16 protein-coding genes are annotated in these 13,479 nt (G+C 71.3%); 4 read left to right on the top strand and 12 right to left on the bottom strand.

Annotated elements, in window-relative coordinates; translation table 11 throughout:
• Positions 1–119: 119 nt before the first annotated feature.
• Entirely contained in the window at positions 120–1,307 is a 1,188-nt protein-coding gene (locus ACFWA9_RS11070; protein ID WP_380385601.1) for a metallophosphoesterase, read from the bottom strand.
• A 297-nt stretch (positions 1,308–1,604) separates the two neighbouring features.
• Positions 1,605–2,762, bottom strand: a complete 1,158-nt coding sequence (locus ACFWA9_RS11065; RefSeq protein ID WP_078879728.1) for a LacI family DNA-binding transcriptional regulator — start codon at positions 2,760–2,762, stop codon at positions 1,605–1,607.
• Between the two features lie 358 nt (positions 2,763–3,120).
• Here ACFWA9_RS11065 and hisC point away from each other — a divergent pair, with 358 nt between their 5' ends.
• Entirely contained in the window at positions 3,121–4,203 is a 1,083-nt protein-coding gene (gene hisC, locus ACFWA9_RS11060) for a histidinol-phosphate transaminase (RefSeq protein WP_352295028.1), read from the top strand.
• Positions 4,204–4,494: 291 nt separating this feature from the next.
• On the opposite strand, the gene ACFWA9_RS11055 is transcribed toward hisC, so the two are convergent.
• Complete coding sequence (locus ACFWA9_RS11055) at positions 4,495–5,901, bottom strand: MFS transporter (protein ID WP_380385596.1); 1,407 nt, start codon at positions 5,899–5,901, stop codon at positions 4,495–4,497.
• A gap of 140 nt (positions 5,902–6,041) precedes the next feature.
• Here ACFWA9_RS11055 and ACFWA9_RS11050 point away from each other — a divergent pair, with 140 nt between their 5' ends.
• Positions 6,042–7,064 (top strand): helix-turn-helix transcriptional regulator, encoded by a 1,023-nt coding sequence (locus ACFWA9_RS11050; RefSeq protein WP_380385594.1) that lies wholly within the window; start codon positions 6,042–6,044, stop codon positions 7,062–7,064.
• A gap of 85 nt (positions 7,065–7,149) precedes the next feature.
• Here ACFWA9_RS11050 and ACFWA9_RS11045 read toward each other — a convergent pair whose 3' ends face one another.
• The 6 genes from ACFWA9_RS11045 to ACFWA9_RS11020 form a co-directional block, all read right to left on the bottom strand.
• Entirely contained in the window at positions 7,150–8,124 is a 975-nt protein-coding gene (locus ACFWA9_RS11045; RefSeq protein WP_380385591.1) for a hypothetical protein, read from the bottom strand.
• Between the two features lie 372 nt (positions 8,125–8,496).
• Positions 8,497–9,291 carry a DUF2785 domain-containing protein gene (locus tag ACFWA9_RS11040; RefSeq protein WP_380385588.1) on the bottom strand — a complete coding sequence of 265 codons (795 nt, stop codon included), beginning with the start codon at positions 9,289–9,291 and terminating at the stop codon, positions 8,497–8,499.
• Positions 9,292–9,393: 102 nt separating this feature from the next.
• Complete coding sequence (locus tag ACFWA9_RS11035) at positions 9,394–9,675, bottom strand: hypothetical protein (RefSeq protein ID WP_380385585.1); 282 nt, start codon at positions 9,673–9,675, stop codon at positions 9,394–9,396.
• Positions 9,672–9,911, bottom strand: coding sequence for a hypothetical protein (locus ACFWA9_RS11030; RefSeq protein WP_329488882.1), 240 nt, complete (start codon positions 9,909–9,911; stop codon positions 9,672–9,674). The genes ACFWA9_RS11035 and ACFWA9_RS11030 overlap by 4 nt, the downstream gene beginning before the upstream one ends.
• Complete coding sequence (locus ACFWA9_RS11025; RefSeq protein ID WP_380385582.1) at positions 9,899–10,159, bottom strand: hypothetical protein; 261 nt, start codon at positions 10,157–10,159, stop codon at positions 9,899–9,901. The genes ACFWA9_RS11030 and ACFWA9_RS11025 overlap by 13 nt, the downstream gene beginning before the upstream one ends.
• Positions 10,156–10,530: an ATP-binding protein gene (locus tag ACFWA9_RS11020; protein WP_359834087.1), complete on the bottom strand. Its 375-nt coding sequence runs from the start codon at positions 10,528–10,530 to the stop codon at positions 10,156–10,158. Before ACFWA9_RS11020 ends, ACFWA9_RS11025 begins: the two co-directional genes overlap by 4 nt.
• Positions 10,531–10,837: 307 nt before the next feature.
• On the opposite strand from ACFWA9_RS11020, the gene ACFWA9_RS11015 reads away from it, so the two are divergent.
• Positions 10,838–11,698: a helix-turn-helix domain-containing protein gene (locus tag ACFWA9_RS11015; RefSeq protein WP_380385579.1), complete on the top strand. Its 861-nt coding sequence runs from the start codon at positions 10,838–10,840 to the stop codon at positions 11,696–11,698.
• Between the two features lie 2 nt (positions 11,699–11,700).
• Positions 11,701–11,895, top strand: coding sequence for a DUF397 domain-containing protein (locus tag ACFWA9_RS11010; RefSeq protein WP_352298593.1), 195 nt, complete (start codon positions 11,701–11,703; stop codon positions 11,893–11,895).
• A gap of 86 nt (positions 11,896–11,981) precedes the next feature.
• Here ACFWA9_RS11010 and ACFWA9_RS11005 read toward each other — a convergent pair whose 3' ends face one another.
• The 3 genes from ACFWA9_RS11005 to ACFWA9_RS10995 form a co-directional block, all read right to left on the bottom strand.
• Positions 11,982–12,296, bottom strand: a complete 315-nt coding sequence (locus ACFWA9_RS11005; RefSeq protein ID WP_380385576.1) for a DUF6879 family protein — start codon at positions 12,294–12,296, stop codon at positions 11,982–11,984.
• A 157-nt stretch (positions 12,297–12,453) separates the two neighbouring features.
• Complete coding sequence (locus ACFWA9_RS11000; protein WP_380385573.1) at positions 12,454–12,969, bottom strand: DUF6879 family protein; 516 nt, start codon at positions 12,967–12,969, stop codon at positions 12,454–12,456.
• Complete coding sequence (locus ACFWA9_RS10995) at positions 12,953–13,165, bottom strand: hypothetical protein (RefSeq protein ID WP_380385570.1); 213 nt, start codon at positions 13,163–13,165, stop codon at positions 12,953–12,955. Before ACFWA9_RS10995 ends, ACFWA9_RS11000 begins: the two co-directional genes overlap by 17 nt.
• Positions 13,166–13,479 lie beyond the last annotated feature (314 nt).

The raw sequence follows: 13,479 nt of genomic DNA, 5'->3' as shown, positions 1-13,479 counted from the left end.
GTGGTCACGGCCGCGCAGACAGTAAGTTTCCGGAATTTCGCGCCCCGGGCCGCGCGTGCGCTACGGCCCGGGCGCCGGGAACGGGTGTTCGCCCTGGGGTCGGTGGGGCGGCCGGGGGGTCAGATCGGCAGCCGTGCGACGAGCAGTCGCCCCTCCATGGTGACCCCGCCGTCCATGGCCACGGCGAGCTCGTCGGCGTAGACGTACGGGCCCGGGATGTGCGGCGGCGCGCCGTCGTCGGCGTGCACCGCGCCGGTCAGGTACGGGATGGGGCTGTGGCCGTGCACGATCCGCGCGCCGCCGTAGGTGTCGAGCAGCTCGTGGGCGGCCGTCGGGCCGCCGTCGCCGCGGAACGCGAAGCGCTTGGTGAACCGGCGGAAGCAGTCCCACCACTCGTCGACGCCCTCGTCCGCGAGCAGGTGGTGGACGGCGTCGTTGACCTCGGCGATGGAGTCGCCGTACTCCAGGTACGCGGTGGTGTCGGAGTGCAGCAGCAGGTGGCCCTCCTCCAGCGCGATGGCGGGCAGCCGGGAGAGCCAGCTGATGTGGTGCGTCTCCAGGCGGTCCAGGTCGTGCTGCTGGCCGCCGTTGAGCCGCCAGGCGGCCAGGAAGGAGGCCGTCCCGGCGGTGGACTGGACGGGTTCGTCGCCGTACCGGGCGGCGCCCAGGAAGAGCAGTTCGTGATTGCCCATCAGGGCCCGGCAGTAGCCGCCCGCGGCGGCGGCCTCGGCGGCGAGCTGCATGACCAGGTCGATGACGCCGATGCCGTCGGGGCCGCGGTCGGTGAAGTCGCCGAGGAACCAGATCCGCGAGCGCCCGGCGGCCCAGTGGCCCTCGGCGTCGATCAGGCCCTGGTGGCGCAGTTCGGCGAGCAGCTCGTCGAGGTAGCCGTGCACGTCGCCGACCACGTAGAGCGGGCCGGGCGGCTCGTTCGGGGCGGGCGCGGGGTACGGGTGGTAGGGCAGGCCGGGCTCGGGCAGCGGGGGGCCGAGCTCGATGGTCGGCGGGTCGTCGTTCTGGTGCGCGGGCGAGGGCCGGTCCGGCAGGGTCGGCTCGTACCCGCCGTGCTCGGTCTGCGCGGCGTGCGGGTGCCCGACGTCGTGCGGGTGTCCGGCGGCCGGCCAGTGCTGTTCGAGGTACCGGGCGCCGCCGTAGCCGCTGTAGGTCTCCGACTCGTAGGCCGCCTCGGCGTACCCGGTCGGCTCGGGTTCGTAGTAGGTGCCGAAGGGCAGCACGTCGAGGTCCGGCTGGTGGCGGGGGCCTGAGTCGGGGTGTTCAGGCCCGGGGAAGCGGTCCTCGGGTGTCATTCGCCCATCATAGGAAGACCACTCTCCCGGCGTCGTCACCTGGTGGGTATCCAATCCTCCGGAGCGTCAGCCGGGCGGTCCGTCAGGTCCGTTTTGTCCTGGCTAGGTATGGTCTAGACCGCAAGATGATCACCTGCGGCCGTCCGTGGCGATGCGTGCCGGTCCGTGACAGGATCATGCCGAGCCAGGAGCCCGGGACCGGCCGCCGCACCGGTGCTCGGCCCACGCACCGGCCCGGGCACCGGCTCGGGCGGGCTGCCTGACCGCCCGGGCCGGTCCGCGCACCACCGTCGGCCCCTACACCTCGCCCGGCGGGCGCGGCGGGCTGACGGTGGTGCGCGGACTCCGCCGTTGGGAGGACGCGCGGACGATCAGCTCGGTGGGCATCAGCGTGCCGGGCGGCGGCCCCGTCCCGGCGGTGCGGAAGCGGGGCGGGAAGAGCCGGGCGATGTCGACGCCCGTCCCGGAGTCCACCCCCTCGATGGCGTCGATGAGCAGGTTGACCACCGTCGTCCCGATCCGCCGGGGCTTGAGCGAGAGCGTGGTGATCGGCGGTTCGGTGGTCGCGTACACATCGCTCTCGCTGCAGCAGACCAGCAGCAGGTCGTCCGGCACCCGCAGGCCGTACCGCCGGGCGGCGGCGAGCAGGTCGGTGCCGTTCGGGTCGAAGAGCCCGTAGACGGCGTCGGGCCGGTCCGGGCGGGCCAGCAGCCGGTCGGCGGCGACGGCCCCCGCGGCCGGGTCGTGCGCCGGGTAGGTCTCGTAGACCGGCTCCTGGCCGACCTTGGCGCACCAGCCGAGGTAGGCCTCGGTGGAGAGCCGGGTGTAGGTGTCGGTGCTGGTGCCGGTGAGCAGGCCGATCCGGCGGGCGCCGGCCTCGGAGAGGTGGTCGAGGATGCCGAGCACGGCGGCCTCGTGGTCGTTGTCGACCCAGGCGGTGACCGGGCAGTTGCCCGGCTTGCCGTCGCTGACCACCGGGACGCCGGACCGGTACAGCTCGCTGACCAGGGGGTCCTGGTCGGGCGGGTCGATCACCACGGTGCCGTCCAGGGCGATGTTGCCCCAGACGTCGTGCCGGGAGGAGGCGGGCAGCACCACCAGGGCGTAGCCGCGGCCGAGCGCGGCGCTGGTGGCGGCGCGGGCCATCTCGGCGAAGTAGGCGAACTCGGTGAAGGTGAACGGCTCTTCGCCGTAGGTGGTGACGGTCAGTCCGATCAGGCCGGAGCGCCCGGTGCGCAGGGTTCGGGCGGCGGCCGAGGGGCGGTAGCCGAGGCGCTCGGCGACTTCGCGCACCCGGCTTCTGGTCTCGTCGGGCAGGCGGCCCTTACCGTTGAGCGCGTCGGAGACGGTGGTGATCGACACTCCTGCGGCTGCTGCCACATCCCGGATGCCGGCCCGCTCCAGACGCCGCGAGGTGGTGGGTCGCCGACCGCTCTGGTTGGCTGCTGCTGTCATGGCGGACCGATCGTATGGCTCCTGACAAGGGTCTGTGACCGGCGCATCGGGGGTCCTTGGAGATACGTTTCTCCAAGAGTGAGCCCGTGTGCGCCCCTTCGATACCCGCACGAAACCAGCCGTCTTACCTCTGACATGTGCCAAAGGAACCCTGCAGAATGGCTGATCTGCGCCAGTAACCCGACCGGGCATCTCACTCCTACGGGTGAGCCGCGGTCGGTATCGTTCAGGGCACCCGACCGGGGTGGTCCGGTGCGTTGCGAGATCCCGGGCACGGCGGCGATCCCGTCCGGCGCGGGAGCGGACGCACCAGCGGGCCCGACGCAGTGGGCCCGACGGAGAGAGAAGGAGAAGGACCGTGAGTGGAACGGCAGCGCAGGGGCCTCGGCTGAGGTCGAGCCTGGACGGCATCCCCACCTACAAGCCCGGCAAGCCCGCCGGCGCCGACGCCTACAAGCTGTCCTCCAACGAGAACCCGTACGAGCCGCTGCCCGGCGTGCTCGAAGCGGCGGTCGCGGCGGCCGGCTCGCTCAACCGGTACCCGGACATGGCGGTCACCGAGCTGACCGCCGAGCTGGCCCGGCGCTTCGACGTCCCGGCCGAGCACATCGCCACCGGCACCGGCTCGGTCGGCGTCGCCCAGTCGCTGATCCTCGCCACGGCCGGCCCGGGCGACGAGGTGATCTTCGCCTGGCGCTCCTTCGAGGCCTACCCGATCATCACCCAGGTCGCCGGCGCGACCCCCGTCCCGGTGGCGCTCACCGCGGGCGGCGACCACGACCTGGACGCGATGCTGGCCGCGGTCACCGACCGCACCCGGCTGATCTTCGTCTGCAACCCGAACAACCCCACCGGCAACGTGATCCACCGCGCCGAGCTGGAGCGCTTCCTGGACGCGGTGCCCGCCGACATCCTGGTGGTCGTCGACGAGGCGTACATCGAGTTCATCCGCGACGCCGACGTCCCCAACGGCATCGACCTCTACCGCGACCGCCCCAATGTCTGCGTGCTGCGGACCTTCTCCAAGGCGTACGGCCTGGCGGGCATGCGGGTCGGCTTCGCGATCGCGCACGAGCCGGTGGCGAACGCGCTGCGCAAGACGGCGGTGCCGTTCGGCGTCACCCAGCTCGCGCAGAACGCGGCCGTCGCCTCGCTGCGGGCCGAGGAGGCCCTGATGGTCCGGGTCGACGCACTGGTCGAGGAGCGCACCCGGGTGGTCGCCGGGCTGCGCGCCCAGGGCTGGGAGATCCCGGACTCGCAGGCCAACTTCGTCTGGCTGGCGCTCGGCGAGCGCTCCCAGGAGTTCGCGGCGGCCTGCGCCGACGCCGGCGTGATCGTCCGTCCGTTCCCGGAGGGCGTCCGGATCTCGATCGGCGAGGTCGAGGGCAACTCGATCTTCCTCACGGTGGCCGAGGCGTTCCGCAAGACGATCGACGGCTGACCTCGTACGGACACCGGCTTCACCAGGGGCGCACCGCTCGGCGGTGCGCCCCTGCGTCGTCCTGTCCGGGTGCTGTCCTGGTGCTGGCCGGGTGCTGCCGGGTGCGGTCCCGAGTCGGTGCCGGGCAGTGCTCGGGAGCGCGGTCGAGCTCGTGCTGGACTCCGCCGGCGAGATCTCCGAGATCGTCGAGGCGGGCCGGGTGAAGCAGGTCGTGACGCCGTCGTCCGACGGCAGTGGCGGAGTGGGGAGTCGGCGGGTCCGACTTCCCACTCCGCCGGTCGGGCGGGGCACTCATCCCCGCCGCAGGAAGAGCGCCGAGGCGAGGGCGGCGAGTAGCACCAGCGCGGTGTTCACGGCGATCGCCCAGGTGACCCCGGTGAGCACGGTGGTCCCCGCGGCGGCCGCGGTGGCGACCGCGCTCATCACCGGGGTGCCCAGGGTGATGCCGACCTGCTGGGTCATGGTGGCGACCCCGGTGGCCAGCCCCTGCTCCTCGTCCGGCAGGCCCGAGGTGGCCGTCACCATGAAGCCGACGATCGCCAGCATGTTGCCGACCCCGCCGACGAAGGTCGCCGCCAGCAGCAGGCCGAGCCAGGCCCGGTCGGCGCCGAGCAGGAGCAGCGCGGCGGTCGCGGCGGCCTGCACCAGGAATCCCGCGAGCAGCGCGCCCCGGCTGCCGAGCCGCCCGATCAGCCGCGGCGCGACCACACCGCCGAGCACGGTGCCGGCACCCAGGACCCCGAAGGCCAGGCCGGTGGCCAGCGCGGAGAAGCCCAGCACCCGCTGGAGGTAGAGGGTCAGCAGGAAGACCAGCGAGGTCTCGGTGGCGAAGGCCAGCAGGCCGGCCGCGTTGCCCCAGACCACCGTGCGCCGCCGCAGCACCCGGACCGGCACGAGGGGCGAGGCGGCGGTCCGCTCGACGAACCAGAACGCCACCAGCAGCGCCGCGCCCAGCCCCAGCGAGCCGAGCGCGAGCGGGTCGCCCCAGCCGTGCTCACCGGCCGCCGTCAGTCCGTGGACCAGGGCGAGCAGGCCGCCGGTGACGGTGACCGCCCCCGGGAAGTCCATCCGGACCTTCCCGGCCGGCCGGCTCTCCGCGATCAGCCGGGGCGCCACCAGCAGGACGGCCAGGGCCACCGGCACGTTGACGAAGAACGCCCAGCGCCAGCTCAGCAGGTCGGTGAGCAGCCCGCCGAGCACCGCGCCCGAGGTGAAGCCGGCCGACATCAGCGCGCCGTTCAGGCCCAGCGCCCGCTCGCGCAGCGGGCCCTCCGGGAAGGCGGTGGTGAGCAGCGCCAGCCCGGCCGGCGTGACGGCGGCGGTGGCCAGGCCCTGCGCCACCCGGGCGGCCAGCAGCAGCTCCGGGGTGGTGGCCAGCCCGCCGACCAGCGAGGAGACGCCGAGCACGGCCAGGCCGATCAGGAACACCCGGCGCCGCCCGAAGAGGTCGGCGACCCGTCCGAACAGCAGGGTGAAGCCCGCCGCGCTCAGGGCGAAGGCGGTGGCGATCCACTGCAGGCTGCCGAGTCCGAAGCCGAGACCCTGGCCGATCACCGGCAGGGCGACGTTCAGGATCGAGAAGTCCACGGCCAGCATGAACTGGGCGGCCAGCAGCACGACCAGGACGAGTCGCTGCCGGCCGGTCATACCGGCTGGTGTGCGGGGGAGGGCTGGTGCTTCGGACAGGGTGGCGGTCATCGCTCCGCTGCCTTTCGCTCGACGGGGTGTTCCGGGTACGGCAGCAGCCTGCTGGGCCGCGCCGGGGGTACCCAGACCCCCGCGGAGGGTGGCACTGGCAGGGACAGGCTCGGCGCCGCCCGGCGGTGTTCACTGGAGGCATGACCGCACCCGAGACACCGTCAGCGCAGCAGCCCCGGTCGGCGGAGAGGCCGTCGCCGGCCCTCTCCTCGGCGTCGTCGGCCTCCCTGGCGTCGTCGGCGGGGGCGGAGAAGCCGAGCGAGCTGGGCGAGTTCCTGCGCACCCGCCGCGCCCGGCTGCGACCCGAGGACGTCGGGCTGACCACGTACGGCAGCCGGCGCCGGGTGCCCGGGCTGCGGCGCGAGGAGCTGTCCCAGCTGGCGGGCGTCAGCATCACCTACTACACGCGGCTGGAGCAGGGGCAGAGCCGCAACGTCTCCGACGAGGTGCTGGACGCCATCGCCCGGGCACTGCGCCTCGACGGCGACGAGCACGCCCACCTGCGCAACCTGGCCCGCCCGGGCCGGCCGGCGAAGGGCCGCCCGGCCGAGCGCTTCGAGCGGGTCCGGCCGGCGGTGGGCCGGCTGATCGCGGCGATGGCCGACGTCCCGGCGGTGGTGGTCGGCCTGCGCAACGAGGTGCTGGCCTGGAACCCGCTCGGCCACGCACTGCTGGCCGGGCACCTGGACGCGGCGGCGCCGGACTCGCCGGCGGCGCGCCCCAACCTCTCCCGGCTGCTCTTCCTCGACCCGCGGACCCGGGAGCTCTACCCGGGCTGGGAGACCGAGGCCCGGGCCCAGGTCGCCTTCCTGCGGCTGGCCGCCGGGCGGCACCAGGAGGACCGGCAACTGGCCGAGGTGATCGGCGAGCTGTCGATGAAGAGCGCGGAGTTCGCGGCGCTCTGGTCGCGCCACCCGGTGCACGACTGCCTGTTCGGCACCAAGGAGTTCCACCACCCGGTGGTCGGGGACTTGACGCTGGACTTCGAGGCGCTGCCGCTGCCGGAGGCGTCCGGGCACCGGATGCTGCTCTTCAGCGCGGTGCCCGGCTCGTCATCGGAGGCCGGTCTGCGGTTGCTGGCGGCCAGTGCGGCGGCCTCGGGGTGGGCGTCGGGGTGGGTGTCGGGTCGGGCCTCGGCGGACCGGGAGCCGGTCGAGGACTGAGCCCGTCGTCACCCGGGAACGACGAGGGGCCCTGCCTCCGCACCGCCGTGCGGGGGCAGGGCCCCTCTGGTGCTCCGTGGGCCGGTCAGCGCTGGGGACGCAGCCGGCGCACGGCGATCAGGACGCCCGCGCCGAGCGCGACGAAGGCGGCGGAGGCAGCGGCGAGGAAGCCGTTGGGGGTGCCGGCGCCGGTCTGGGCGAGCTCGGGGGTGCCGGCCGGGGCGGTGGTGGCGGGGGCGGTGGTGGCGGGGCCGGTGGTGGCGGAGGCGGTCGGCGTGGCCTTGGGGGTGGCGGGGGTCTGGGTCTTGTCCTCGACGGGCGCGACGGGGGCGGCCGACTTCGGGGCGGCGGGCTTGGCGGTCGGCTTGGCGCTGGTCGTGGGCTTGGCGGCCGGCTTCGCGGTGGTCGCCGGCTTGGCTGGGGCGGGGGTGCGGAGCACCTTGTAGGTGTGGGAACCACTCTGCTCGATGGGGTAGCCGTCGGCCTTGCCACCGAGGTAGACCTGGAAGCTCTTCAGGTCTGCGGCGGCGTTCGCCGAGACGGAGACGCGGAAGGCGAAGTGGGTGGCGTGGCCGTCGGTGAGCTGCTTCGTCTTGAGCGAGCTGGTGTCGGCGATGATCGTGGGGTCGCAGCCGTGGCGGAGGGTGAGCTTCTTCCAACCGCTGTGCTCGCTGGCGGCCTCGACGGTGAAGTCCTCCAGCCGGTTGGAGCCTTCCGGGTTGTAGATCGCGATGACGGGGGCGACGTTCTCGTAGGGGGCGCCGGTGAAGTTGCCGACCTCAAGGCCGATCTCGGCCTTGGCTCCGCCGGCGGTGATGCTCTGGCCGTCGGGGGTCATGAAGAACCCGGCGCCGAGGGTGCCCTGGTGGGCGGAGGCGGGGGTGACCGGCTTGGCCTCGGCGGCGGCCGTGTTTCCCGAGCCGCAGGCCCAGGAGGCCTCGGCGGTCATCAGCTGGACGGAGCCGGCGAGGACGACGGTGGCGGCGACGGCGGCGAGCCGGCGGCGGCCCGAGGTGGCGGTGACATTCTTCGCGAAAGAGGGCATAACGGACTTGCGCATGACGTGTTTCCCCAGGGTCATGGTGCTGACGGTGTGTGAAGACGACCGGCCCCGCTGTCAGCGGTAGCGCCCCCCGGCCTCGCCGGTCTCGCTCTCCGTGCCTTCATCCGTATAGACGCGCATCCCGGCCGGTGGTTGCAGGTGGGTTCGGAGTTATTTTCGGAACCTTTCGCGCGGGCCGGTGACGGGCGTGGAGTACCGGCGATCACTGCGGTCGAAGACCGGAGAGGCTCTCGCCCGGTGGGCGACGAGGGCCTCAACGTGCCGGCTCGGGCGGATGTGCGGTGCCGGCCGGGGTGGGGTCGCTTCGATGGCGGATATCGGGGCCGTGGCGGCCGGGCCGGCCACCGCCCGGGGCGTGTGCTCCCGCGCCTACCGCTTGACGATCCGGTCGAGGACGGCGGCGAGGCGTTCCTTGACCGCCGCCCCGTGGGGGAGGGCCTCCGGTGCGGCATCGGTGTTCGGTGCCCGCACGCCGCGGTCCGCGAGGACGTAGAGCAGGCGCAGCGTGCGCAGGCAGTTGCTGAGGTGGGCGGGCACCGGGGTACTGAGGCGGTCGGCCCCGAAGCGGGCGGCGACCGGGTCCAGCCACGTGGTCGCGTCGGACTCGCTCAGATCGGGCCGGGTGAGCACCCGGGCGACCGCCCGCGCCAGCCGGTCGTCCTCCAGCTGGTCGAACACGTGGTCGGTGGGCGCCGTCAGCCGCGCGGCGGCGAGGTGAAGCATCCGCACCGGATCCACCTCGGGGTGTCGGCCGAACCGGTCCAGCAGGTCCGCGCCGTGCGCGACGGCGTGGAGCCAGCCGAGCTTCTCGTCATGGCCGCGCAGGTCCGTCTCCGCCGGGTACCACCGCTCGAACGCGTCCACCCAGCCGGCCTCGAAGTCCCCCTTCTCCACCAGCATGTCGAGGACGAGGGGGGCGAAGGTGCGGGCCTGGATCTGCGGGTCGAGGAAGCGGGCGGCCATCTCGTCCCCCAGCGCCAGCCGCCGGGGCCCGTCGATCACCCCGCGCTCGATCCAGGTCGCGAGGACGGCGTACGGCGCTCCGTCCCGGACGTCCGGATCGGGGTCCGCCAGGGCGCCGGAGAGTTCGCGGACCAGCTCCTCCAGTGGCCGGTCGGCGGGTACGGCACAGTCGGTGGCTTCGATCCTGCTCCAGTCGGTCACGGCGGGCAGGATAGGTCCGAACCGGCTCGCCGCACCGGGAATTTCCGTGCGGTGGCGGCGAGGCCCCTGCCCGGGTGGGCGGGGGCCTTCGCTTTGCCGCTGCTAGGTGGGTATGCGGTGTCGGCCGGGGGTGGGGGGTTGCTGTCGGATTTCGGGGCCGTAGTGGCCGGCCTGGCGGGCGATCCAGGCGTATTCGGTGGTGCCGTCGGGGCGGGTGCGCAGTTCCCAGCGGCCGTGGGGGGTGATGGGTTTCGGCGCGAGGGTGTGCTGGTCGTCGTTGACCTTGAGGGCGGTGATGACGCCGAGGGTGACGGTGGTGAGGGCGAGGGCGAGGAGGGTGAGGAGGGCGGCGCCGATGAGGAAGTCGGCGGTGCCGGTTCTCATCGGCGGATTCCCAGGACGCGGTGGCCGAGGTGGGCGGCGAGGTCGTGGAGGAGTTCGTGGGCCTGGTCGTGGGTGAGGGGGAGGGCGAGGTGTTCGCCGGGGCCGGTGTGGATGTCGAGGTCGACGGCGAGGCGGAGCTGGACGGTGGCGTCGGGGGCGTGTTCGACGCTGAGGTAGGCGACGGTGGTGCGTTCGGTGTGGATCGCTTCGGTGACGAGGGGGATCAGGACTCCCACGGCTCGTTCCTCTCGGTGTCGCGGAGCAGGTGGAGGAGGTTGAGGAGGGTGGCCACGGGGGCGTTGCCGAAGTCGACGAGGATGCGGCCGTCGACGGTGCCGCCCACGGTGGTGGCAGAGCCCCACTGGATGCCGAACCTGGCGCCTCGGGTGTGGAGTTCGCCGAGGAGGGTGGTGATCTGGGCGTGGGTGTAGTCGCGCATGCGGGGGTCGTCGGGCGCGATCGGGGTGCGGCGGGTGGTGCTCACGCGGCGGCGTCCAGTTCGAACCAGACGCGCTTGCCGTGCTTGCGGGGGTCGGTGCCGAAGCGGTGGGTGAGGGAGCGGACGAGGTGCAGGCCCCGGCCGGAGAGGGCGTAGGGGTCGGCGGGGGTGCGGGGTTCGGGGAGGTGGGGGTTGTCGTCGGCGACGGAGACGCGCAGGGTGTGGTCGCGCAGGAGGACGACGACGAGCGGGGCGGGGCTGCCGCCGTGGCGCCAGGCGTTGATGTAGAGCTCGCAGAGGGCGAGTTCGGCGTCGTGGATGAGGTCGTCGGGCCAGCCGGCGAGGTCGAGGGCCTCGCGCAGCTCCTCGCGGGCGGCGGACCAGTCGGGCGGTTCGGGCAGGGTGAAGGCACACATGAGGGACCTCCGAAGAGAGGCGGAGTGGAGTGGGGTGGGGCGGAACCGGCGGATACGTCGCCGTGAGCCAGGCCGGAACGGGACTGGGAGTGCCGCGTACGGCTGCTCTGCGGTGCGCGGGCAGCAGGCGCCTACTGCCCTGGGAACAGGCGTTACTGACGATCCATCGGATCGATGTGAGACGACCGTAGCGCACAGGAACCTAAATTTTGGTAGTTCGCGAGGAAGTTCCCCCTCCCGTGTGATCGGTTGACTCTGCGCGCGGGTCACACGGCACACTGGTCTCACGAAACGCCGAGAGGACGTCATGCCCGGTCGCCCCAACCCGACTCTCCGCCAACGCCGTTTGGGTGCCGAGCTGCGACGGATGCGCGAACAGGCGGGCCTCGGCGGCAGTCAGCTTGCTCGTGTACTCGGCGTGAGTCCCACCCAGGTGACGCAGATGGAGAGCGGGAAGACCAGCGTCAACGTTGATCGGCTCCACACGATCACGGCAGCCTGTAACTACACCAATCAGCCGCTCATCGGCGCGCTTGCCGAAATCATTGCCTCACGAGGGAAGGGTTGGTGGGAGGAGTATCGCGGCCTGATCCCCAGTGCCTTCCTTGAATCTGCAGAACACGAAGACTTCGCTGCAGGGACCGTCAAGGTTTGGACGTCCGTATTCCTTCCAGGACTCCTGCAGACCAGTGAGTATGCGCAAGGTATGTTCACTCGGAAGATTCCTGGCCTCACACCTCATGAGATCGAGCTGCGCACCTCCTTTCGCAGAAAGCGGCGAGACACCTTCCTTCAGAGTCCTGGTAAGAAGCTGGAGGTGTACGTCCACGAGTCCAGCCTGCTCACGCGCTTCGGCGGCACCGATGTGCTGCGAGAGCAACTCTTTTGCGTGGTCGATGACTCTGCCAGGGCCAACGTGAGTGTCCGTGTGGTCCCCTTCGGCGTGCACACCCACCCAGGCCCGATCGAGAGCATCCTCTACAGCTTCGGAGCGGTTTCCGAACTCGATACAGTTGAAATGGAGTCCTCGCGAGGCCCCATGTTCTTCGATGCCCCAGATGAACTCGAATCATATCGCAGCACTTTTGACCGCATCGAGAGGGCGGCTCTCACTTGTGAAGAATCGCGAGATCTGATCCAACGTACAGCGCGAAGCTTGAAGGACTAAAGATGTCCCAGAATCAATGGCAGAAGTCTTCGTTCAGCAGCTCTAGTGATAACTGCATGGAGGTGCGCACCGTCGACGGCATGGTCGAACTCCGTGAGTCCGACAGCGGCGAGATCATCGTCCGTACCACGCCCCTGAAGTTCGCCAAGTTCGTCCAGGGCGTCAAGGCCGGCGAGTTCGACCACCTCACGACCTGACCGGACAGCGCCCCCTCGCTCGACCCGAGCGAGGGGGCGCCTCCAGCCGATCCACCCCATTCCCACCGACAGGTCCCAGCTCCGGGTCACCCCGCGTTGTACTCCGTGAAGGGAACCGACAGCGACATGGCGAGATCCCGCCAGTGCCGGAACTGGTCGATGTCAGGGCTTTCCAGAAGCTCTCGGCCGATCTGCGTGCCGTCCGGGAGACCAGGATTCTCCTTGCCGGTCAGATCGAGGATCCTGATGTCCTCCCCGGCTTCGACGTTGTAGGCGTAGGCTGCGAATTCGTACCGCAGGTAGTCGGACAACGGCCGGGTGAGTACATGCACCTGAGCGATCCTACGTCCCGTAGCACGGTAGTTCCGCACACGGGTGAGCCACCACGCTGTGGACTTCATAGGTCCCACCCTCATCGGCGAAGGCCTCAGCCCGGAGAACAAGCCGACTCGGAGTAGGAAGTCGGTGGATCCGACTTCCCATTCCGCCCCCTCGCAGGGGAAGGGCCGCGAGCATCCTGATCCGATCCCGATCAGCCGAGCTGATCGGGATCGGGCGTCATGTGTGGTCGTTTGCATATTCGAGGAACGGCACCGAGTTCGAGATCGCCAGCCGCCTCAACTCTCTGCATTCTCCGCTTCGTTCATCGACCAGCTCGCGGTTGAGCTGCGTTCCGTCCGGGCGGAAGTTCAGGTGGATGACCGAGGACTCGTCGAACATCCACCAGTCCTGGTCCGGGATCCCGAAGTCCTGCTCGGTGGCGTCGAGGATGCGGATGTCCTCGCCGGCCGCGATGTTGCCGGGGATCCCCCAGGTGAACTGGTACCGCTGGTAGTCGGTCAACGGCTCCCGCACCACCCGGACCCGGCCGATCGTCCTGCCGCTGATGACGAAGCCCTGGACCCGTCGGTGCCAGGCCGCGTTGTGCTCGGCCGGCTTCGGTTCGCCGCGCAGGAACCGCGCGAGGTTCTCGGCCTCGCGCGGCATGGTGTACGCCGGCTGGGCCTCCAGCCGGAACGCATCCTGGCGATACCCGTCGAAGTGTTGGCGCCACTGGTCACCATCCAAGAGCACGGACAGCCTCCTCAAGGACGCTTCGGGGAATCTCCACTGCGGACTCCTCAACCGGCACGCGGAGGGCTTCGAAGTGATCGCCTTGGACCACGAAGGTGCCACGATCGGTGGCATAGACGTTCGGGCAGTCGTCGTCATCGCAGTTGGGCCCGTTGAACGTGCCCGTCAGTCGCGTCAGGTTCGGGGTCTGGGTCATGCTGTCGCCCCCTCAGATGGGCTCACGCGAGCCCTTGGATACGAAGTTAGGGAGAGTGGGACCAACTGTTCACGCTGACCAGGCCGGTATTCCCGTCTCGGACTAAGAATCAAGGTCTGCAGCCTGGCAGTCACTGGCGAGCATTCAGCTACGGGAGGTGGGCGCCTCGGATGCGGTAGGGCGATCCCGGCTGCGGAGTGGGGGGTGGGGGGGGGGGGCCAGACCCCCCCCCCCGTAGACCAGGCGGCCGCGGGGGTCAAGTGGGGGGGCGCGGTGAATTGCGCGGTGTTGGGGGGGGGGGGGTACGCGGCCCC

Origin of the sequence: Kitasatospora sp. NPDC059973 (genome assembly GCF_042737525.1) — a bacterium.
Taxonomy (GTDB): domain Bacteria; phylum Actinomycetota; class Actinomycetes; order Streptomycetales; family Streptomycetaceae; genus Kitasatospora.
This window is presented reverse-complemented; position numbering and strand designations above follow the sequence as displayed.

Bases quoted from the DNA above. Each gene is read 5' to 3' on its own strand.
- ACFWA9_RS11070 (WP_380385601.1), bottom strand. From the start codon at position 1,307: ATGACACCCGAGGACCGCTTCCCCGGGCCTGAACACCCCGACTCAGGC.
- ACFWA9_RS11065 (WP_078879728.1), bottom strand. From the start codon at position 2,762: ATGACAGCAGCAGCCAACCAGAGCGGTCGGCGACCCACCACCTCGCGG.
- ACFWA9_RS11055 (WP_380385596.1), bottom strand. From the start codon at position 5,901: ATGACCGCCACCCTGTCCGAAGCACCAGCCCTCCCCCGCACACCAGCC.
- ACFWA9_RS11050 (WP_380385594.1), top strand. From the start codon at position 6,042: ATGACCGCACCCGAGACACCGTCAGCGCAGCAGCCCCGGTCGGCGGAG.
- ACFWA9_RS11045 (WP_380385591.1), bottom strand. From the start codon at position 8,124: ATGCGCAAGTCCGTTATGCCCTCTTTCGCGAAGAATGTCACCGCCACC.
- ACFWA9_RS11035 (WP_380385585.1), bottom strand. From the start codon at position 9,675: ATGAGAACCGGCACCGCCGACTTCCTCATCGGCGCCGCCCTCCTCACC.
- ACFWA9_RS11020 (WP_359834087.1), bottom strand. From the start codon at position 10,530: ATGTGTGCCTTCACCCTGCCCGAACCGCCCGACTGGTCCGCCGCCCGC.
- ACFWA9_RS11015 (WP_380385579.1), top strand. From the start codon at position 10,838: ATGCCCGGTCGCCCCAACCCGACTCTCCGCCAACGCCGTTTGGGTGCC.
- ACFWA9_RS11010 (WP_352298593.1), top strand. From the start codon at position 11,701: ATGTCCCAGAATCAATGGCAGAAGTCTTCGTTCAGCAGCTCTAGTGAT.
- ACFWA9_RS11005 (WP_380385576.1), bottom strand. From the start codon at position 12,296: ATGAAGTCCACAGCGTGGTGGCTCACCCGTGTGCGGAACTACCGTGCT.
- ACFWA9_RS10995 (WP_380385570.1), bottom strand. From the start codon at position 13,165: ATGACCCAGACCCCGAACCTGACGCGACTGACGGGCACGTTCAACGGG.